Annotated in this window: 14 protein-coding genes, 1 pseudogene and 1 riboswitch; of the genes and pseudogenes, 8 read left to right on the top strand and 7 right to left on the bottom strand. The window is 72.1% G+C overall.

The features are described from left to right. Positions 1 to 142 precede the first annotated feature (142 nt). The 5 genes from E1287_RS34745 (at position 143) to E1287_RS34765 (ending at position 8,198) form a co-directional block, all read left to right on the top strand. A complete protein-coding gene (locus tag E1287_RS34745; protein WP_131969521.1) occupies positions 143 to 1,354 on the top strand; it encodes a hypothetical protein in 1,212 nt (403 codons plus the stop codon). 199 nt (positions 1,355 to 1,553) lie between these two features. After that, positions 1,554 to 4,043: an ATP-binding protein gene (locus E1287_RS34750; RefSeq protein WP_131969522.1), complete on the top strand. Its 2,490-nt coding sequence runs from the start codon at positions 1,554 to 1,556 to the stop codon at positions 4,041 to 4,043. After that, positions 4,040 to 6,514: a type IV secretion system protein gene (locus E1287_RS34755; RefSeq protein WP_131969523.1), complete on the top strand. Its 2,475-nt coding sequence runs from the start codon at positions 4,040 to 4,042 to the stop codon at positions 6,512 to 6,514. The genes E1287_RS34750 and E1287_RS34755 overlap by 4 nt, the downstream gene beginning before the upstream one ends. Beyond that, positions 6,514 to 7,152: a hypothetical protein gene (locus E1287_RS34760; RefSeq protein ID WP_131969524.1), complete on the top strand. Its 639-nt coding sequence runs from the start codon at positions 6,514 to 6,516 to the stop codon at positions 7,150 to 7,152. The genes E1287_RS34755 and E1287_RS34760 overlap by 1 nt, the downstream gene beginning before the upstream one ends. Continuing rightward, positions 7,149 to 8,198 carry an NlpC/P60 family protein gene (locus tag E1287_RS34765; RefSeq protein WP_131969525.1) on the top strand — a complete coding sequence of 350 codons (1,050 nt, stop codon included), beginning with the start codon at positions 7,149 to 7,151 and terminating at the stop codon, positions 8,196 to 8,198. Before E1287_RS34760 ends, E1287_RS34765 begins: the two co-directional genes overlap by 4 nt. Before the next feature lie 23 nt (positions 8,199 to 8,221). Here E1287_RS34765 and E1287_RS34770 read toward each other — a convergent pair whose 3' ends face one another. Next, complete coding sequence (locus E1287_RS34770) at positions 8,222 to 8,746, bottom strand: MarR family transcriptional regulator (protein WP_165969347.1); 525 nt, start codon at positions 8,744 to 8,746, stop codon at positions 8,222 to 8,224. Between the two features lie 114 nt (positions 8,747 to 8,860). Between E1287_RS34770 and E1287_RS34775 the strand changes: the two genes are divergently transcribed. Both E1287_RS34775 and E1287_RS34780 read left to right on the top strand, forming a co-directional pair. Next, a complete protein-coding gene (locus E1287_RS34775) occupies positions 8,861 to 9,607 on the top strand; it encodes a Mut7-C RNAse domain-containing protein (RefSeq protein WP_279507998.1) in 747 nt (248 codons plus the stop codon). Positions 9,608 to 9,629: 22 nt separating this feature from the next. Beyond that, on the top strand, positions 9,630 to 10,022 hold the full coding sequence (locus E1287_RS34780; protein ID WP_165969348.1) for a (deoxy)nucleoside triphosphate pyrophosphohydrolase: 393 nt from the start codon (positions 9,630 to 9,632) through the stop codon (positions 10,020 to 10,022). A 288-nt stretch (positions 10,023 to 10,310) separates the two neighbouring features. Here E1287_RS34780 and E1287_RS34785 read toward each other — a convergent pair whose 3' ends face one another. After that, complete coding sequence (locus tag E1287_RS34785) at positions 10,311 to 11,342, bottom strand: C40 family peptidase (protein ID WP_243719637.1); 1,032 nt, start codon at positions 11,340 to 11,342, stop codon at positions 10,311 to 10,313. Positions 11,343 to 11,349: 7 nt separating this feature from the next. Continuing rightward, positions 11,350 to 11,484, bottom strand: a riboswitch (cyclic di-AMP (ydaO/yuaA leader). Positions 11,485 to 11,676: 192 nt separating this feature from the next. On the opposite strand from E1287_RS34785, the gene typA reads away from it, so the two are divergent. Next, positions 11,677 to 13,530, top strand: coding sequence for a translational GTPase TypA (gene typA, locus E1287_RS34790; protein WP_131969527.1), 1,854 nt, complete (start codon positions 11,677 to 11,679; stop codon positions 13,528 to 13,530). Between the two features lie 67 nt (positions 13,531 to 13,597). Here the strand turns inward: typA and E1287_RS34795 are convergent, their stop codons facing one another. The 5 genes and pseudogenes from E1287_RS34795 to E1287_RS44220 all read right to left on the bottom strand — a co-directional run. Further along, on the bottom strand, positions 13,598 to 14,878 hold the full coding sequence (locus E1287_RS34795) for an FHA domain-containing protein (protein ID WP_131969528.1): 1,281 nt from the start codon (positions 14,876 to 14,878) through the stop codon (positions 13,598 to 13,600). Further along, positions 14,866 to 15,633 (bottom strand): 4Fe-4S single cluster domain-containing protein, encoded by a 768-nt coding sequence (locus tag E1287_RS34800; RefSeq protein ID WP_243719638.1) that lies wholly within the window; start codon positions 15,631 to 15,633, stop codon positions 14,866 to 14,868. Before E1287_RS34800 ends, E1287_RS34795 begins: the two co-directional genes overlap by 13 nt. Beyond that, complete coding sequence (locus E1287_RS34805) at positions 15,630 to 17,546, bottom strand: AAA family ATPase (protein ID WP_131969529.1); 1,917 nt, start codon at positions 17,544 to 17,546, stop codon at positions 15,630 to 15,632. Before E1287_RS34805 ends, E1287_RS34800 begins: the two co-directional genes overlap by 4 nt. 95 nt (positions 17,547 to 17,641) lie before the next feature. After that, a complete protein-coding gene (locus tag E1287_RS34810) occupies positions 17,642 to 18,772 on the bottom strand; it encodes a response regulator receiver protein (RefSeq protein ID WP_131969530.1) in 1,131 nt (376 codons plus the stop codon). Beyond that, a pseudogene (locus tag E1287_RS44220) lies at positions 18,769 to 19,855 on the bottom strand (serine/threonine protein kinase); the annotation flags it as partial. The gene E1287_RS34810 and the pseudogene E1287_RS44220, both read right to left, overlap by 4 nt.

Raw genomic sequence — 19,855 nt, forward strand, 5'->3', positions numbered from 1 at the left:
ACCCGCAGCCGCTCCGCCCGCCCCCTCCCAAGGTCAAACTGGGCCGTGGACGCCTCAACAGGGTCCGCAGCAGGCGCCGCAACAGCAGGTTCCGCCGCAGGCGCCCGCGCCGCAGCCCCCCGTGACGCGGCCGGACGTTCCGGTGGTCCCAGGGGCGTTCGGGTCGCAGCCGGAGCAGTCGCCCGCGAACGGGGCGCGACCCGCCGACGAGGTCCCGGCCCCGCGGATGGAGCCGCCGAGGCCCTGGTCGAAGGGGCTGTCCAAGCCGCTGCGCGCGGTCCCGGAGCCCGCGCCGGAGCCGGAGCCGGAGGCGCCGCCGGTCGAGCCGCGCCCGCCCGGCCCGGTGGAGGAGCAGCAGGCCCCGCCGCGCGAGGTCCGGTCGCAGCCGGCGTCGCCCGTCCGGCCGAGGCCGTTGCCGCCGCCACCGGCGCCGCCGCCGTCCGGGCCCGCGATCACGCCGCCCGACCCCGAGCACGAGGTCACCGGCGGCGGGCTGCGGCGCCTGTTCCACGCCGTCGGCGGCGGGCACGGCGACGTCGACGCCGACTACCAGCAGCGCCTCCAGCAGCCCTTCCACGGGACGCGGCACGTCGTCGTGCTCGGCTGCACCGGCGGCGCCGGGCAGACGGTCACGGCGCTGATGCTCGGCCACACGTTCGCGCAGCACAACGGGGAGCCGATCGTCGCCGTCGACGTCAACCCGGGGCCAGGCGCGCTGGCGCGCCGGACGCGCAGCGACACCAATGAGACGCTGACCGGCCTCATCACGCGCGCCGACCAGGTCGGGTCCCTCACGGCCATGCGCCGCTACACCTCGCAGGCGAAGTCGGGCCTGGACGTCATCGCTGCGGGCAAGAACCCGCTGCAGGCGCTCGACGACCGCGACTACGCCCTGGCGATCCGCACCATCGACAGGTTCTACTCGGTGACGCTGCTGGACGCCGCCGCGGCGGTCGTCGCGCGCGTCCTGCCGTACGCCGACCAGCTCGTGCTCGTCGCCCCGGCCAGCGCCGACGCGCCGCGCGCGGTCGCGATGACGTTCGAGTGGCTGGACGGCCACGGCTACGAGGAGCTGCGCTCCCGCGCGGTAACCGTCATCAATGGGGTGAGCCGCCGCAGCATGGACGACGTCGAGCAGGCCGAGTCCATGGCGCGGGGGCGTTGCCGGGCGCTGGTGCGCATTCCGTGGGATGATCACCTGAGCATGGACCGCGCGCCCCGCAACGAGCTGAAGTCGTTGCGCTCGCCGACGCGGCGTGCCTATCTTGCCCTCGCCGGCGTGGTCGCCGGCGGTTTCACCGTGATGCCCGAGCGTTACCAGGAGTTCGAGCACGAGCAGGAGGCCACCCGATGAGCGCCCCGCGCGGGCATCGAGCGGAGACCTACATCAGCCGGGCGGAGACCTTCACCAGCTGGGCGGAGCCCCGTACGAGCAAGGGCTTCCTTGCGGGCGCGCCTGACGTTGATGACCATCCGGAAGGCGAACACTTCCCCGCGCGGCCCTTCGCGACCGTCCGCGCCTCGGGACAATGGACCGGGATGGGGAGGACGGCATGAGCAAGTCGAGCCGGCTGGCCGTGCGGTACTTCGACGACCGGGTGCTGCTCACCGACAACGCCGCGTGGGCGTACTTCCGCCTGCCCACGGTGTCGTACGAGTTCACCACGGGGGAGGAGCGCGAGGCGCTCGCCACCAACATCACCATCGCGCTCGCGGGCATCCGGATGCAGGACGCCGAGGTGCACCTGCGGATCGCGCACCGGACGTACCCGGCGGCCGACTGGGCGCTCGCGCTGGACCGGACGTCCGACGACGGCCCGGGGTGGCGGGAGTACCTGGAAGAGACCTACGCGCACGTGTGGGCCAAGGACTTCTGGACCAAGGAGGTCTACCTGGGGGTCAGGCTCGGGCCGCGCGGGATGGGCGCGCACCTGTCCGGCGGCGTGCTGTCGCAGCTCCTCGGGTTCTACAAGCGCAGCGAGAAGGTCCTCGGCGTCCACGACGACGCGATCGACAAGAAGGAGATCGCGCGCTGGACCGACCAGGCCGAACGCGTCGGCCGCGCACTCGGCGGATCGGCCCTCTACGCGCGGCACGCCACCTCCACCGAGGTGGCGTGGCTGTTCCAGCACGCCGTGACGGGGTCGCTGGCGGATCCGCCGCCGTCCGCCGTTCCCCGCAGGACGTGGGGCAAGGGCGAGATCGAGTCGCTCGTCGAAGGCGCCATCCACAACGGGCGCTCCTATCTGCGGATCGAGCAGCCGAACTTCACCGGCACCGGCGCGGGCGCGACGGCCGCGTCCTACGTGGCGTACCTGTCATTCGCGCGCTTCCCCGACCTGATGCCGTTCCCGGACGGGGAGCCCTGGTTCCACTACGCCGACGCGCTCCCGTTCCCCGTGGAGATCAGCGCGCGGATGAAGCTGATCCCGCCGGCGAAGGCGTCCAAGGACGTCTCGCGCAAACTCGCGCACGCCCGCGACATGGACCAGCACATCCGGGAGGCGGGCGCGGAGGCGCCGATCGCGCTCGCGGAGCAGATCGACGCGGCGCGGATGCTGGAGCACGGCATCACCAAGGAGCGGCTGCCGTTCGTGTACGGGTGGCACCGGCTGATCGTGTCCGCGCCGACGGAGGAGCTGCTCGCCCAGCGGGTGGACGCCGTCGTCGAGCACTACCGCGACATCGGCATCGACGTCGTCAACTCGACCGGCGACCAGTTCTCGCTGCTCCTGGAGTCGCTGCCCGGCGACCAGATCAGGCTGAACGCCTACGCGCAGCGCCAGCCGCTGCGGACGATCGCGGGCGGGATGCCGGTCGCGACCGTCGACCTCGGCGACCGGACGGACGAGCACGACGAGGGCTGGATCGGCCCGTACGTCGGCGAGACGCTCGGCCGCGCCCGGTCGATCGTGCACTTCGACCCGCTGGTGGCGGCGGCGCGGAACCGTCCGACCGCGGTGGCGATCACCGGCGAGCCGGGCGGCGGGAAGACGACGCTGGCGCTGCTGCTGATCTACCAGATGGCGCTGCGCGGCGTGACGATCGCCGCGATCGACCCGAAGGGCGACGCCGAGTCGCTGGTGGAGCTGCTGAAGGCGCGGGGCAGGAAGGCGCGGATCCTGCCGCTCGGGTCGGCGGCGCCCGGGCTGCTCGACCCGTTCTCGTTCGGCGACGACCTCGCCACCATGAAGACGATGGCGACGGAGACGCTGCGGCTGCTGCTGCCGCGGATGTCGGAGGAGCGCGAGTCGGCGATGATCCAGGCGGTCGGCGCGGTCGCCAACGCGGAACGCCCGTCGCTCGGACGCGTCGTCGACTACCTCGAAGGCGCGGACGACCCGGCGTCCAAGAACCTCGGCGCGGTGCTGCGGTCGATGTCGGAGATGCGGCTCGCGCGGCTGTGCTTCGACCCGTCCGGCGGCGACCGCATCGACACCGCCGGATGGACGACCGTGTTCACGCTCGGCGGCCTCACCCTGCCGGACGTCGCGATCTCGCGGGAGGACTACTCCTACGAGCAGCGCCTCTCGGTCGCGCTGATGTACCTGGTGTCGCAGTTCGCGCGGCGGCTCATGCACGGCCTCGACCGGCGGCTGCCCAAGGCCATCTTCCTGGACGAGGCGTGGGCGATCACGTCCACGCCGGAGGGCGCGAAGCTGGTGCCGGAAGTGTCGCGCATGGGCCGGTCCCGCAACACCGCGCTGATCCTGGTCTCCCAGAACGCGGGCGACCTGCTGAACGAGCAGGTGACGAACTGCCTGTCATCGGTGTTCTGCTTCCGTTCCACGGAGCGGGTCGAGGTCGGCAACGTCATGGCGCTTCTCGGGGTGGAGGCGTCCGACGAGCACAAGGCCGTGCTGCGCAACCTCGGCAACGGCGAATGCATCTTCCGCGACCTCGACGGCCGGGCGGGACGCATCGGCGTCGACCTGATCTCCGAGGAACTGCAGCGTTGGCTGGACACCAACCCGACCCGGTCCCGTCCGGGCTCGTCCGAACTCACCGCCGCGGGGGCCGAGGTCGAGGAGGTCAGTCGATGAGGGGTCCCCGCGACGGGACGGCGCGCCTGCAGCGCTCGCCCGGCGAAGGGCTCGACCGCGCCGTCCTGAAGCGGCGGGGCCGCCCCCGGCGACAGCGCCGCAGGCACCCGCGCGCCCGCAGGTCAGTGCTGCTGCTGGTCGTCATGGCACTGTTCATGATCGGCCCGCTGTCGCCCGCGATGGCGTCGATCCCGAAGCCGCCGACCCCGAACGACGCGTGCAGCCCGGCGGAGAGCCCCGCTCCGGAGCAGTACGGGTCCGGGACGGACGGCATGATCAAGCCGCCCGACTATCCGAGCGAGAAGCTCCAGCAGACCCCGGTCGAGAACCTGACCTACTACGACCGGTACGGCACCGCCGGGCAGTACTGGTACGCGGTCGACATGGGCTGCTCGGACGCGATGGCGCTCATGGGCAACGGCCTCGCCAACACCGTGTTCACGTTCGTCCGGGCGATCGACCGGGCCACGATCAGCGTCTACCAGGCGGCCGCGTCGGAGTCGCTGCTCGACTGGCTCAAGGACACCGTCGACGGCGTCATCACCGACATGGGCCAGACGTTCAACGCGCGCTACTGGTCGTGGGTGGTCATCCTCGGGGCGATGTGGCTGGCCTGGTGGGGGCTCGTCCGCAAACGGGCCAGCAAGGTCACCGAGGGCGTGATCTGGATGGTCGTGGCGATGGTGGCGCTGGTCTGGCTGATCGCGCGACCGTCCGACTTCACCACGCTCGGGACGACGACGTCGGAGGCGACGAGCGCCGCGTTCAACGCGGCGTTGCCGCAGAGCGACACCAAGGGCGGAGTGTGCGTCCCGGCGCCCGGCGGCAAACCGGATCCGTCGGCGTCGGCGAACCTGGACGAGACGACCCGCAACGCGAACCGGCTGTGGGTGGCGCTGGTCTGCAAACCGTGGCTGCAGGGTGTGTTCGGCACCACCGACCCCAACGCCAAGATCGTCAAGGACAACGCCGACAAGCTGCTCTGGTCGCAGGCGGTCGACCTGCCGGAGACCTACGGCGACGACAACACCGCCGATCTCGGGAAGAAGGCCGACGCCTACAAGGACGTCGCCAAGAACATCGAGGAGAAACATCCCGGGACATATCCGCTCTTCCAAGGCAAGAACTGGGAGAACCGGCTGGGGGTCGCGTTCGGCGGGCTGCTCGCGGCGATCGTCGCGGGCGTGCTCATCATGGTCATCGCCATCGCGCTGATCGTGGTGAAGATCGCGTTCCTGCTGCTGCTGGTGGCGGGGCCGATCTTCCTCGGGATCGGGATCCATCCGGGCATCGGACGCGTCATCGCCATCCGCTGGCTGGAGCTGCTGCTGTCCATGCTGCTCAAACAGGCGGCGCTGATCGGCGTGCTGTCGCTGCTGCTGTGGGCGTACGGGCTGATCCTCGGCGAGACGCTGCCGTGGGGTCTGCAGATCCTGCTCATCGCGCTGGTGACGTTCGCGGCGTTCGTGTACCGCAGGCCGTTCCAGCACCTGTTCTCCGCGGTCGGATACGGGGCCGTGGGGTCGCGGGAGAAGAGCGAGGCGCTGCTCGACCGGTCCGTCTCCGAGACGCGCCGGAGCACCATCGCGGCCGTCGCCCCGTTCGGCGGCGCCGGGCTCGCGCGCTGGGCCAAGCGGGAGGCGGCGTCGGAGGCGCCGGCGACCACCGCGCAGCGCGACGCGGCGCCCGGCACCGCGGTCGCGGCCGACCGGCGGGGCGCAGGGGCGGCCGAGGGGCAGTCGCCGGAGGACGCGCCGGTGCTGGCGGCCCGGCCGCGCGGCGCCGGCACCGGCACCGCGGCACGCCAGGGACGCTCCCAGCGGGGCGCCCCGCCCCTGAACCTGCCGTCCCGCGCCGCCGCGGCGGCCGATCGCCGCACCGATGGCGGCGGCGGTTCCGGCGGTCCCGTTGAAGGTGTCGTGGTCGGCGGGGGCAAGTCGTCTCCCGGTGCCGGCTCGGGCGCGGGGACCAAACGTCCGCCCTCCTGGTCTGGACGCGGCGGTTCCGGCGGCGGCGTCAGCGGAGGCGGCAACGGCGGCTCATCTGGCGGCGGCGGCGCTTCGGGCGGGGGCGGCTCCGGAGGGTCGGGTGGCTCTGGCGGCGGTTCCGGTGGGAACGGCTGGGGCGGAGGCGGCTGGTTCGGCGGAGGCGGCGGCGGTCGTTCGCCCGGCGCGGTCGAGCGCGGCCGTGGCCGCGGCGGCTCCGGTAACGGCGGCGGCAGCGGTGGCGGAGGCGGCGGTTCCCGCGGCTCCGGCGGCTCCGGTGGCTCCGGTGGCTCCGGCGGTGGATCCGGGTCGAACGTCCCCCGGCCGCGCGGCGGCACGGGGAGCGCGCCGTCGAGGTCCCAGCCGGGAGAGCGGCGGACGCCTCCGCCGCTGTGGGGCAGGGGCGCCTCGCAGCAGGGCCCGCCGCTCCCGTTCTGGCTGCGTCCGGTCGACCGTCCGTCCGGTGAGGCGGAACGGGACGACTGATGAACCTGAACGACCGGCAGCGCCGGTTCCTGTTCGGGGGCCTCGTCGTGCTGCTCGCCGCCATCGGCCTGTACCTGACGTTCGCCGCGCCCGAGGACGATGAGGGCCGCCGACAGGCGCGTCCGAGCAGCACGCCCAGCGCCGGCCCGACCGGCCCGGCGTCCCCGCCCCCCGGCATCCAGAACCCCGTGAACCCGAACGACTTCGACATCTACCGGCTGCTGCCGTTCAGCCGCGAGGAGTTCGCCACCGCGGCGGACCTGGCGCAGCGCTTCGTCGCCGCCTACGGGACGTACCGTTTCGACGAGCCCCCCGAGACCTACGCGACGCGGCTGTCCGGCTTCGTCACCGACGACCTCAGAGTGCAACTGGCGCGGGACGCGGCCACGCCGGGCCTGCTGGAGGAGCGGCGCCGGGACCAGGTCGTCGCGCAGGGCTCGGCGAGCCTCGACCAGGTCCGCAACATCGAGAACAACTCGATCATCTTCGTCGTGACCGGCACGCAGCGGGTCAGCGAGGGTGACGCCGAGAGCAGCGACCGCAAGCGGTACGCGGTGACGGTGGCGCGCGACGGCGGCTCGCTGAAGATCTACTCCTTCCAGCCGGCGGACGTGGGCCAGGCGGGTGACACGGGATGAACCGCCGCGTGCTGATCGCCGCGGCGCTCGGAGCCGCCGCGGTGATGTTCTCCGGGCTGATCGTCGTCCCCGTGCTGCTCGGCGCGAGCCGGTTCATGTTCGGCGGCGGCGTCGCGGGCGGCAACTGCGTGAGCGTGTCGGGCGCCGAGGCGCAGCCCGCCGCGGCGACCGACGCGAAGGCCATCCCCGCGAACTACCTGCAGCTTTACAAGGAAGCGGGGGAGAAGTCCGGCATCCCCTGGAACGTCCTCGCCGGGATCGGCAAGGTCGAGACCAGCCACGGGACGTCCAACCTGCCCGGCGTCAAGAGCGGGGAGAACTACGCGGGCGCGGGCGGCCCGATGCAGTTCCTGAAGCCGACGTGGGACGCGTTCGCGGTCGACGGGAACAAGGACGGCAAGAAGGACCGGTACGACCCGGTGGACGCGATCCCGTCCGCCGCCGCGTACCTCAAGCACAACGGCGCGCCGCGCCGCATGCGGACCGCGATCTTCCAGTACAACCACTCGTGGGACTACGTGAACCTCGTCCTGGAATGGGCGAAGCGCTATGTGGGCGGCGACTTCAAGGTCGTCCAGGCGAACGGGATCGAGTGCGAGGACAACGAGCTCCCGGCGAGCGCGTCCGGCCTCGTCCAGCGGATCATCACGTTTGCGATGGCGCAGCGCGGCAAGCCGTACGTGTTCGGCGCCAACGGCCCCGACGCGTGGGACTGCTCCAGCCTCATCCAGGCCGCGTACCGGACGGTCGGCCTGAACATCCCGCGCACCACCTTCCAGCAGTGGCCCTTCGGCGTGAAGATCGCGAAGGGCAAGGAGCAGCCCGGCGACCTGGTGTTCTTCAACTCCGGTCCGGGGACGTCGTCGAACAGCCCCGGCCATGTCGGGATGGTGATCGGCAAGGGCAAGATGATCGTGGCGAGCTGCTCGACGTGCGTCCCCGCCATCGGCGTGAAGCCCTACAAGCGGTCCGACTGGGTGGGGACGACCCGCCCGCTCGCGCGCCCCGACCTGAAGAAGAAGGTCAACGAACTGGCCGCCGAGTAGCCCGGCGGGTCGCGGCGGAACCGTCAGCGGAAGCGGCGCTTGCCGATGACCAGCAGGATCTCGCGGAGCGCGTCGGCGGCGTCCCGGACGTCCCGCGGCGGCACGCCCGCCATGACCTCCTCGTGCGCGACGCCCGACGCCTCCAGGGCCCGCTCGGTGACCTGCAGCCCTTCCCCGGTGAGCTGGACGAAGCGGCTGCGGGCGTCGCCGGTGTTGGCCTCCCGCTCGATGTACCCGGCCCGCTGCAGCCGCTGCAGGACGTTGCTCGTCCCGCCGGAGGTGAGGAACGCCGACCGGGTGAGCTCGCTCGGCCGGAGCCGGTACGGCTCCCCCTCGCGGCGCAGGACGGTCAGCACCTCGAACTCGGCGTAGGTGAGCCCGAGTTCGGCGAGTTCGGCGCGCACGGCCTGCTGGACGAGCATGGCGATCCGCCCGGCCCGCTTGCTGACCTCCAGCATCGCGATGAGCGGTTCGGACAGGCCGTCCCGCCGCCACGCGTCCGCCACGGCGTCGATGTCGTCCCGCGGCCCGCTGTCGTCTACCCGCACGTCCCGAGAATACGCGTCCGTCCACCCGGACCCGCCGCCGCCGTGGCCTGACGCGGGACGCCGCCGCCGATAAATACGGAGGGGAACCGGAGGGCGGCGTGGCATGCTGATCGCGTGGAGCCCGAGATAACCATCCGAGTCGCCGACGAGCTGCTGATGTTCCTGCCGGCCGCGCGGCGGGGGCCGGTGAGCCGCGTGCCGTCCGACGGGACGTCCACGCTGGGGCATCTCGTGGAGTCGCTCGGCGTCCCGCTGCCCGAGGCCGGGCCGATGACCCTCGGCGGCGAGCCGGCCGACCCCTCGACCCGGCCGGACCCCGGCGCGGAGGTGCGCGTGGCGTCCGTGCCGCGCCCGCAGCCCGTCCCGCTGGAGCCGGGGCAGGTCGCGCCGCGCTTCGTCCTCGACGTGCACCTCGGCACGCTCGCCCGGCGGATGCGCCTCCTCGGCCTCGACACCGCCTACCACAACGACATGGACGACCCTGCGCTGGTCGTCCAGGCGAACGAGGAGCGCCGCGTCCTGCTCACCCAGGACCGCGGTCTGCTCCGCCGCCGCGCGCTGTGGTTCGGCGCCTACGTCCGCGGCTCGCGCCCGGACGACCAGCTCCGCGACGTGCTCGACCGTTTCGCGCCCGTCCTGCGGCCCTGGACGCGCTGCACCGCCTGCAACGGGGAACTCGTCCCGGTCGACAAGCAGGAGATCGAACGCGACCTGGAGGCGGGCACCCGCCGCAGCTACGACGTCTACGGCCGCTGCGCCGACTGCGGCCAGGTCTACTGGCGCGGCGCGCACGGCGGACACCTGGAGAAGATCGTCCACGAGGCGACGCGGCAGGTCGAGGCGGCCGGCGTCGCGAAGTGACAGGGGAGAGGGGCTGGTCGGCATCGTTCTCGTGGTGGTGGGGGCGGCGATCATCCGGGACGGACGGCTGCTGAGCGCGCAGCGGGCCGAGCCGCCGCACATGGCGGGCGGCTGGGAGCTGCCGGGCGGCAAGGTCGACCCTGGCGAATCAGACGAGGACGCGCTGGTACGCGAGTGCCACGAGGAACTCGCCGTCAAGGTCCGCCTGGGCCGCAGAATCGGCGACGACTGGCGCCTGAGCGACCGAGCCGTCCTACGGGTATGGACGGCCCGCATCATCGAAGGCGAACCCCGCGCCCTAGAACACCTGGCCCTCCGCTGGCTCTCCCAGGACGACCTCTACGACGTCGACTGGCTCCCAGGCGACCTCCCCGTAATCAACGCACTAGCCCAGCAACGCCTGCTAGGGGCGTAAGCGCCTACGGGGGTACTAGGGACGTAAGCGCCTACGGGGGTACGAACGGCGCCCAGCCACCACCGCAACCACGCAACAACCCAAGCCACTGCGATCGCGTCCGAAGGCAGCTTCGAGCGAAGCAAGAAACTGATCGCGCAGCGAGCCGCCAGGCGAGACGGAGCGATGCCAGCGATCGCACCGCGTTTCTCGACGATGGAGGGCCCCCAGGGCCCGAAGGAGGAGAGAAAAGCCATAAACAAAGCCCCTCCTACCGCGCCGCAGGAGGGGCCTTGCAGATCTTGGGGCCTAAGAGATTCGGTTGGCGCCCGCGTAGTCGGAGCGGTCGGACATCTTGGAGATCTTCACCACATCGCCGGTCTGCGGTGCGTGCAGGTACTTGCCGTCGTCCAGGTAGATGCCCATGTGGTGGAGGCTCGCGCCGAAGTAGACGAGGTCGCCGGAGCGGAGTGCGCCTCGGGAGACCTTCGTCCCCAGGCCGTAGAGGTCGCCCGTGTAGTGCGGGAGGCCGGACTTGCCGACCCTGGCGTACGCCCAGACGACGAGGCCGGAGCAGTCGAAGGAGTTCGGCCCGGCGGCGGCCCACACGTAGGGGGAGCCGAGCTTGGTCAGGGCCTTGCGGGCCATCTTGGCGGGGAGGCCGGAGCCCTTCACGGTGGCGCGGAGGCCGCTGCGCGGGTCGCGGACGTGCGTGGTGGTCAGCTTGTCGAGGCGCTTTGTGACCTCCGCGACCTTGGCCTTGGCGGCCTGGCGGGCCTTTTCCGCGTCCGCCGCCGCCTGCCTGACCTGGGCGATCTTCGTCTGGGCGGTGCGCTGGGCCGCGTCGGCCTGGTCGATCTGCTTCTGCAGGGCCTGGACGACGGTGGTCTGGCTCTGCGCGAGGTAGGCGCGGTCGGACAGGCCGTCCGGGGAGCCGTTCGCGCCGAAGATCGCGTCGGGCGCGCCGGACATGTAGTTCGCCGCGGCGAGCTGCCCGAGCCGCTCCCGCGCGGGCGCGGCGGCGGCGCGGAGCGTCGCGGCCTGCTGGGCGGCGGCTCGCTCCGCCTTCTGCGCCTTGCCCAGTTCGACGCGGGTCTTGTTGTACTTCTCGGTGAGGATCTCGGCCTCTTCGTTCAGCGCGTCCAGGCTCTTGCGCAGGCCCTTCTCCGTCGTCGGGAGCGGGGAGGGACTCGCCGGATTCGTCGCGGCGGCGGGCAGGCCGCGGCCGGACGGCTGTGCGGCGTGCGCGACGGCGGGCGCGGCGGCGCCGAGGCCGATCAGGAGCATGGTCGCCGCGGCGGCGGGCGTGACGCGGCGCCGCCGGTGGGGATCCGGTGCCAAGCCGGTGTTCTCCTCTCCTCGCGCGCCTACCGGGTTAGCTGACGGGTTCGGGCCAGGAGTCGCCCTACGACGTGCGTCGATTCACCCCAGAGGTATGGGTCCCCGGTTCTCCCGCGGACGGGAGATTCGGCGCTCCGGCCGCAGCCCCGAGGGGATGGGGCTCCGAACGGCCGGACCCCGGGCACATTACAAAGGATCAGCAAAGTTGGCCAATCGAGGCGCTGGACGGCGGAGGGCGCCGGCGGTCCGGGATGGGGGGTGGGCAAGGCCAAGTAGAATGGGGTCTGCCGCGTGTCGGCGGCGAACCCCGAACTCTCACGCAAGGCGAGCCCGCATGCCCATCTCCACGCGCGACGACCTCCGGAACGTCGCGATCGTCGCTCACGTCGACCACGGCAAGACGACGCTGGTCGACGCCATGCTCTGGCAGTCCGGCGCCTTCCGCGAGAACCAGGACGTCGACGACCGCGTGCTCGACTCCAACGACCTGGAGCGCGAGAAGGGGATCACCATCCTCGCGAAGAACACCGCGGTCCGGCACGGCGGCCTGACGATCAACATCATCGACACCCCGGGCCACGCCGACTTCGGCGGCGAGGTCGAGCGCGGGCTGTCCATGGTGGACGGCGTCGTCCTGCTGGTGGACGCCAGCGAGGGCCCCCTCCCGCAGACGCGGTTCGTCCTGCGCAAGGCGCTTGAGGCCAAGCTGCCGGTGATCCTGGTGGTGAACAAGACCGACCGGCCGGACGCCCGCATCGACGAGGTCGTGGACGAGACGTACGAGCTGTTCATGGACCTCGACGCCGACGAGGGCCAGATCGACTTCCCGATCGTGTACGCGTCCGGGCGCGCCGGAAGGGCCTCGCTCGACAAGCCCGCCGACGGCGAGATGCCCGCCAGCCCCGACCTGGAGCCGCTGTTCACGGTCATCACCGACACGATCCCGGCGCCGTCCTACGACCCGGACGCGGCGCTGCAGGCGCACGTCACGAACCTGGACGCCTCCAGCTACCTCGGCCGGATCGCGCTCTGCCGCGTCCACGCCGGGACGATCAAGAAGGGCCAGCCGGTCGCCTGGTTCCGGCACGACGGCAGCGTCGACCGCGTCAAGATCACCGAGCTGCTGATGACGGACGCGCTCGCCCGCAAGCCCGCCGACGAGGCGGGCCCCGGCGACATCATCGCGATCGCCGGCATCCCCGACATCATGATCGGCGACACCATCGCCGACCCGGACGACCCGCGCCCGCTGCCGCTGATCACCGTGGACGAGCCCGCGATCTCGATGACCGTCGGCACCAACACCGGCCCGATGGCCGGACGCGAGAAGGGCACCAAGGTCACCGCGCGGATGGTCAAGGACAGGCTCGACCGGGAGCTGGTCGGCAACGTGTCGATCCGGGTGCTGCCGACCGAGCGTCCGGACGCGTGGGAGGTGCAGGGCCGCGGCGAGCTGGCGCTGGCGATCCTCGTCGAGAACATGCGCCGCGAGGGCTACGAACTGACGGTCGGCAAGCCGCAGGTCGTCGCGAAGACGATCGACGGGAAGAAGCACGAGCCGGTCGAGCGGCTCACCGTCGACATCCCCGAGGAGCACCTCGGCGCCGTCACGCAGCTCATGGCCGTCCGCAAGGGGCGCATGGAGCACATGACGAACCACGGCACCGGCTGGATCCGGATGGAGTTCCTCGTCCCGGCGCGCGCCCTGATCGGGTTCCGCACCGAGTTCATGACCGAGACCCGCGGCACCGGCATGGCGCACCACGTGTTCGAGGGCTACGAGCCGTGGTTCGGGGAGCTGCGCACCCGCCCGACCGGGTCGCTGGTCGCCGACCGGCAGGGCGCCGCCACCGCGTACGCGATCATGAACCTGCAGGAGCGCGGCACGTTCTTCGTCGGGCCGACCACCGAGGTGTACGAGGGCATGATCGTCGGGGAGAACTCCCGGTCCGACGACATGGACGTCAACATCACCAAGGAGAAGAAGCTCACGAACATGCGCTCGTCCACCGGCGACGAGCTGGAGCGGCTCACCCCGCACCGGCAGCTGTCGCTGGAGGAGGCGCTGGAGTTCTGCCGCGAGGACGAGTGCGTCGAGGTCACGCCGCGCGCCGTCCGCATCCGCAAGGTCGTCCTGGACGCCAAGGAGCGCGAGCGCATGCGCGCCCGCTCCAAGCGCGCGGGCTAGCGCGAAGACGACACGCCAAAGGGCGGCCCCGCGGTCGATCACCGCGGGGCCGCCCTTTTCGCGCTGGTCAGTTCAGCTGGACGGTGCCGGTCACGTCGGCGGCCAGGCGGAGCTGGTCGCCGTTGCGGAGCGGGGCCTCCACGCCGCGCGGGAGCCGCTCGCCGTTGACGAACGTCCCGTTGGTGGAGCCCTCGTCACGCACCCATGCCGTCCCGGACGGGTCGAGCCACACCGTCGAGTGCCGCCGCGACACGTTGTCGTACTGCGTGAACGTGGACGCCACCGGTGACTGGCCCGCGTCCCGTCCGAGCACCAGATGCTGGCCGACGGAGACCTTGAGCTCGCCCGTCGGGAACATCACGCGCAGGGTGGGCGTGCCCTTCTGCGGTAGCGGGCGCAGGCACGAGTCGCACTGCGCGGCGCCCGGATTGGGCAGCACCGCCTCGCAGTACGGGCACATGAACGCCGTGCCGTCGGGCTGCCGCCCCTGGTTGTGGTCGGGCGGTAGCAGCGTCGCCTCGCGGCCGTGCGGTGGCGGCATCGGCGGACCGCCGTGCTGCGGGGGCGGGCCGAACTGGTTGTCGCCCGGCCCCGGCTGCGGCGCACCCCACTGGTCCTGCTGTGGTTGCTGCTGCTGTGGTTGCTGCGGGGCGCCCCACTGGTCCTGCTGCGGCGGCGAGAACTGGTCCTGCGGCGGCGGGAACTGCTGGTCCCCCGGAGGGAACTGCTGGTCGGGCGGCGGGAACTGCGCGTCCGGCTGCGGGTAGTCAGGCACCGGGGGCTGCTGTTGCTGCGGCGCGCCCCACGGGTCCTGCTGTTGCGGCTGTTGTTGCGGCGGCGGCGCGCCCCAAGGGTCGCCGGGCTGCTGCTGAGGCATCGGGGACTGGCCCTGGCCGCCGCCGTGCTGCTGCGGCTGGCCGTACGGGGGCTGCCCGTGCTGCGGCTGCCCGTGCTGATCGGGCGCCTGCTGCTGGGGCATGGGAGGCGGACCCCACGCGTCCGGCTGCTGCTGCGGCTGTTGCTGTTGCGGCTGGCCCCAGGGATCCGATGACTGTCCGGGCGGGCCGGGCGGCGGCGGGGCCTGCTGCTGGGGGGCCTGCTGCTGGTACGGGTCGGGTGCCTGCTGGTACGGCTGACCGCCCGGCTGCTGCCCTGGCGGGGCGCCGTACGGCGGCTGTCCGCCCTGCTGCGGGCCTGGCGGCGGGTAGCCCCGCTGCTGGTCGTCGTACCCGCCAGGGCCCTGCCGCTGCGCGCCGCCGGCACGGGCCAGGTTGGCCCCGCAGCTCATGCAGAGCAGGTCGCCCTGCTGGAACGGTTCGTCACAGACAGGACATTTCAAGGTCGCCATGACACATCCCCCGAGCGCACCCCGGCGCGGTCGAGCCTCGACGTGAGGTGATCCATATCACCCCTTCGCGGGATCCCGATGTAGTACACCCGCCTTCCCTCCGGCCCTTCGTCCACGGACACCTGTACTCGGGGCCCTGTATCTTCTCCAGTCTTCCCGATGCCGGCCAGTGCCCCGTACCGCTCGCGTCCCAGCTGGGACAACGGCACGACACGCTGGTTCGCCGACCCCCTCCAGAGTAGAGAGCCACCCCTGGAGTGTCGCCCCCCCGGGTTGAGCCGATCGACATACGGCCCTGCGATCACTGCGTCGCACATGTCCAGGATCTCGCGCGTCTCAGCGGTGCGGGAGAGCCGAGAGTAGACATATCCGCTGTAGACCAATATGTCCAATGCAATCGTCTCACGGTCGCGGCGGTCCCGCCACGCGCGGACGCCGCGCAGCAGCGCCGCCAGCGCGGCCGGCTGCTGGAACGGCTCACCACCGGAAACGGTCACGCCGTCCACCGGACCCGGCAGCGACTCCAGCCACCCGAGCACCGTCCTGACCGGGACGGCCTTGCCCGGATCGGCCTCCCACGTGTCCCTGGAAAGGCAGCCGTGGCAGTGCAGCGTGCAGCCCTGCGTCCAGATGCCCGCACGGGTCCCGGGGCCGAGAGTGGTCACCGGATAGTGCGCCTTGGCGAGCAGGAGCGTCTCCGCGGGACCGCCTTCGGCCACCCCGCCGTCCGTCCCCTGTTCCCCGGACGGCGTCACTGGAGATCCAGATGGACGATGCTGCCCTCGCGCCGGATGCCCGACACGGTGATCTTCTCGTCCGGGACGAGCTCCCGGTCGAACAGCGCCCGCGCCAGCGGGTTCACGAAGTCCGACTCCAGCGCCATGCCGATGCCGCGTCCGCCCTTGTCCAGCTCCTCGGTGCACCACTCGCGGAGCGTCTCCAGCGCCTCGCTCTTCACGGCGAGGACGAGCCGGTGCTCGTCGGAGACGCGCTTGCAGATGTTCGCGAACTGCAGGTCGAAGATCTTGTGCGCGGCCTCGCCGGAGATGAAGTCGAACACCACGATGTTGTCGCCGAACCGGTTGAGCAGCTCGGGCCGGTTCAGGACCTCGGTGAAATGGTCCGCGACGGCGGCCTTGATGCGCTGCTCCACCTCGTCGTACGCCATCCCCGGTGTGATGTTCTGCACACGGCTCGGCGACCCGAGCGGGGACGCGTCACGGGTCGTGAGGTCGCGGCCGGGGACGTACATCCCGAGGTTCGAGGTGAAGATCAGGATCGACTCGGAGAAGTGGACGGTGTTGCCGCGCCCGTCGGTGAGCCGGCCGTCCTCCAGGATCTGCAGGAACTTGTCCAGGATCCGCGGGTGCGCCTTCTCGATCTCGTCGAACAGCATCACCCGGAACGGGTCCTCGCGGACGGCGTTGGTCAGCTCACCGCCCGCCTCGTGGCCCACATAGCCGGGCGGCGACCCGATCAGCCGGTCGCCGGACCCCTCGCCGGAGAACTCGCTCATGTCGAACCGCAGGTAGGCGGACTCGTCCCCGAAGACCAGCTCGGTGATCGCCTTCGCCAGCTCCGTCTTGCCGGTGCCGGTCGGGCCCGCGAAGAACAGCACCCCGCGGGGACGGCTGCCCGACCGCGTCGCCTGCGCGCCGGACAGGCCGAGCACCGCCCGCTTGAGGATGTCGAGCGTCTTCGTGACGGCCTGCGGCTGCCCGATCACCCGCTCCGGGACGCGCTTCTCGCCCTCCAGCACCCGGCGCCGCAGATGGCCGCGGCTCCACGGGTTGTCGAGCACGCCCAGCTTGTAGGTGCGGACCGCGTCCGGCAGGTCCGCCAGGTCGACACTGCGCTCCTTCGCCAGCCGCGTCACCTCGATCATCGACTGGAGCGTGAGCCCGTCCGCCTGCTCGGCGAACGCGTCGCAGGCCGCGGCGGCGACCTCGTCCGCGCCCACGTCGCTGACCCCGAACGCGCGGGCCAGCAGCCGCGCCGTCTCCTGCCGGTCGCCGAGGTGCGGGCGCGGGATCGTGATCTCGCGGATCGTCTCGTTGTCGGTCGTCAGCCACGGCGGCAGGTCGCCCGGCCGCTCCACCAGCCACACGATCGGGTTGTAGAGCGGCTTCGGCCGCGGACCCGTCACCCGGACGGGGCGGGCGCTGCGCGACAGCTTCGCGCAGAACCGGAAGAAGTCGCGCTCGGACGGCTCCAGGTCCGTCGGGGTGCGGGCGATCCGCGACGCCGAGTCGATCACGAACGCGGCGCGGATGTTCTCCTTCGGCCTGGCCACCGCCGCCAGATGCCGGGTCAGCGCCTCCAGCGACGGCTTCTCGTCCCGCTTGACCTTGCCGAGCAGCCGCTCCGCCGACCGCGCGGCCTCGTCCCCGATCTCGTCGCCGACCTCGGGGTAGACCTGCAGGCCGTCCACCGGGTCGTACACGATCATGCAGGACGCGCCGCTGGACCGCAGCGTCTCCCACAGCAGCTCGCGCAGCGGCAGCAGCCGCGCGGGCCCGGTCGCGTCCAGCGGAGGCGCCAGGAAGCTGTCGTACAGGTTGCCCGACAGGACGTACTGCGAGTGCACCGAGAGGGTCGCGTCCAGCTCGCGGATGAACGGCGGCCAGCCCTGCAGCCGCCCACCGAGTGTCGGCGATTCAATGCTCATGCCTGCTCCTTGTGGAGGGACGACCCCCCACACCCCCCGCTTCGCTCGCGCTCATCCGGCTTGCTCCACTCCGCTCTCATCGCATGCCCGGAACGTCATTTGTGACGCTCCCGGCTGCGTTCGCGTTGCCCCGCACGGGTCCTAGTGTGCCGTGACCCGGCGGAGACCGGCAGCTCGCGGACCCCCGGGTCGAGGCGCCACGACACGTCCGAGCGGATTCCGGCGGCCTCCAGGCGGGTCCTCGCGTCCTCGAACGCCTCGCACCACTCCCGCTCCCGTTCGACGTCGACGCGCCGGTCGTCCTCGCTCTCGGCGGGCCGCTCCCGGACCATCGACGCCCGCACATGCGCCGCGTCGTCGACGCGCATCCGCACGCTGTGGTCGGGCCAGGCGCCCTTCGTCAGCGTCACGGTGCCGTCGTCGGCCGTCAGCGTCTCGAAGCCCGCCTGGACCTCGTAGCCCTGGTCCTCGAACGCGGCGGTGATCGAGTCGAGGACGTACCGGCGCTCGGCCTCGGCCTGCTCCGCGGCGTCTTGTTCCGCTGCCCGGCGGCGCTCGTCCTCCCGATGCTGCCGGGTGCGGCTGTTCGCGTCCTGGATCCGGAGGCGCACCTCGTGCAGGACGGCCTCGGCCTCGTCGGTTGTCTCGATCTCCGACAGGAGCCGCGCCGCGTCCGCGACTGCTTGCCTTTCCTCGTCGGGGGCGTCCGGGAGGAGGCGCGCCATGATTCGCGCGAGGCTCTGTTGGACGTCGGTTTTCTTGTTGTTCTCTGGCTTCGGCTTCTGGGGGGTGTCGGTCTGGAGGGTCGCGGCGGGGGAGGCGAAGACCTGCGCGGTGACTTCGGCCGCCAGGTGCTCGGAGAGCTGCCGTTCGGCTTCGTCCAGGAGCTGGTCGGTGGACGCGCACCATGCGGTGAGCTCGTCGGCCGGACGTTCGTCGGGCTGCAGCTCTGCCGGGAGGGGCACCTCTGCGCCTAGCCTATCCCGCGTCTCGGCGAGCGCCTCGATGCGTGCGTTGCGCGCCACGACCTCGCGTAGCGCGCGCTCGTGGGTCTCGACCTCGGCGAGCGCCGCCGCGCGGGCCTCGGCGCGTCCCTCGGCGAGCGCGGCCAGCGCCTCCGCGCCCTTGCCCGCGATCCCCGCGCCGTGCCCGAGGACGCGGTTCATGCCCAGGGTGAGGACCACCGCCATGTCCAGGACGATCTCCGCTTCGACGCCGCTGCTCACGCTTTCCCTCCGCTGCCGCTACTGCCGCTGCGCGATTCCCGCCACCGGTGCAGTCTCATCCCCGCCATGATGGCGTGGGCGAACGCGCCCGCGGCGATCAGCAGCAGCCACAGCAGCGTCCCGAGCGGCATCACCGCACCCAGCAGGATCAGGACGATCAGCAGCGGAAGCGTCCCCGCGAGGAAGATGAGCCCGCAGCCGGGGCGTCCGCCGCGCCGCGCGGCGCCCGACATCGTCCGGGACGCCCTGGACACGCCGGACAGCATCCGGCCCGCCGCCGCGAGCACCTTGGAGAACAACGACCACGGCCCGCCGGGCAGATAATCCGCGCCCTGCGCGCGGGCCAGCATCACCTCGCTGCCGCACTGCACCGCCCAGGCGACCACCGACGCCGCGACCAGCAGCCCGAGCGACGCGCCCGATGACCGCTGGAACCCGCCGACGGCGCCGGGGCCGGTGTCGTCGCCGCCGAAGAGGGTGTCGACGATCCAGCTTCCGAGCAGCCAGAAGGCGAGGAGCGGGAGCGTCCAGAGCAGCGCGCGGGTTGTGGCGGCGCCGCGTCCTGCGAGGCGTTGCCGTTCGCGGTCGGCCCATTGCGCGCGGAGGGCCTCGGATTGGCGTTCGGCGGCGAGACGTTCGCGGGCGCGTGTCTCGGTTTCCACGACCGCTTCGGGTGCGGCCAGCGACACCGCGAGCTGGCGCAGCGGATCGTCACCTGCTCCGTCCGCCATCCAGGTGAACCACGGCGGGGGATCGGTGACCGCCGCACGCGCCCGGGCCGCGCCGTCGGCGAGCTGGCGCCCGGTCTGCGCGGGACGTGCCGCGAGGCCCAGCAGGGTGAGGAGGACGACGGGCGGGTCGTCCGTCCCGGCGTCGGGGAGCCGCGCGTCCAGTCCTGGGGGTGTCGCCTCTTGGGAGCGCAGCCAGCGGGCGAGGTCGTTCCACGTTGTCGCGTAGGCGCGCCACTGGTCGTCGATGCGGGCGAGTTCCCGTCCGTCGGCGAATCCGGCCAGTGCCCGCAGCACCCCGCGTTCCCACATGTCGCGCCCGATCCGGCAGGCGAGGTGGTGGTCGGGGTGGCGG

The sequence above is a fragment of the Actinomadura sp. KC06 genome, from assembly GCF_004348735.1.
GTDB lineage: Bacteria > Actinomycetota > Actinomycetes > Streptosporangiales > Streptosporangiaceae > Spirillospora.

What these genes read in the sequence shown, in the direction of transcription:
- E1287_RS34750 (WP_131969522.1), top strand. Translation starts at nt 1,554, where the DNA reads ATGAGCAAGTCGAGCCGGCTGGCCGTGCGGTACTTCGACGACCGGGTG.
- E1287_RS34755 (WP_131969523.1), top strand. Translation starts at nt 4,040, where the DNA reads ATGAGGGGTCCCCGCGACGGGACGGCGCGCCTGCAGCGCTCGCCCGGC.
- E1287_RS34760 (WP_131969524.1), top strand. Translation starts at nt 6,514, where the DNA reads ATGAACCTGAACGACCGGCAGCGCCGGTTCCTGTTCGGGGGCCTCGTC.
- E1287_RS34765 (WP_131969525.1), top strand. Translation starts at nt 7,149, where the DNA reads ATGAACCGCCGCGTGCTGATCGCCGCGGCGCTCGGAGCCGCCGCGGTG.
- typA (WP_131969527.1), top strand. Translation starts at nt 11,677, where the DNA reads ATGCCCATCTCCACGCGCGACGACCTCCGGAACGTCGCGATCGTCGCT.
- E1287_RS34795 (WP_131969528.1), bottom strand. Translation starts at nt 14,878, where the DNA reads ATGGCGACCTTGAAATGTCCTGTCTGTGACGAACCGTTCCAGCAGGGC.
- E1287_RS34805 (WP_131969529.1), bottom strand. Translation starts at nt 17,546, where the DNA reads ATGAGCATTGAATCGCCGACACTCGGTGGGCGGCTGCAGGGCTGGCCG.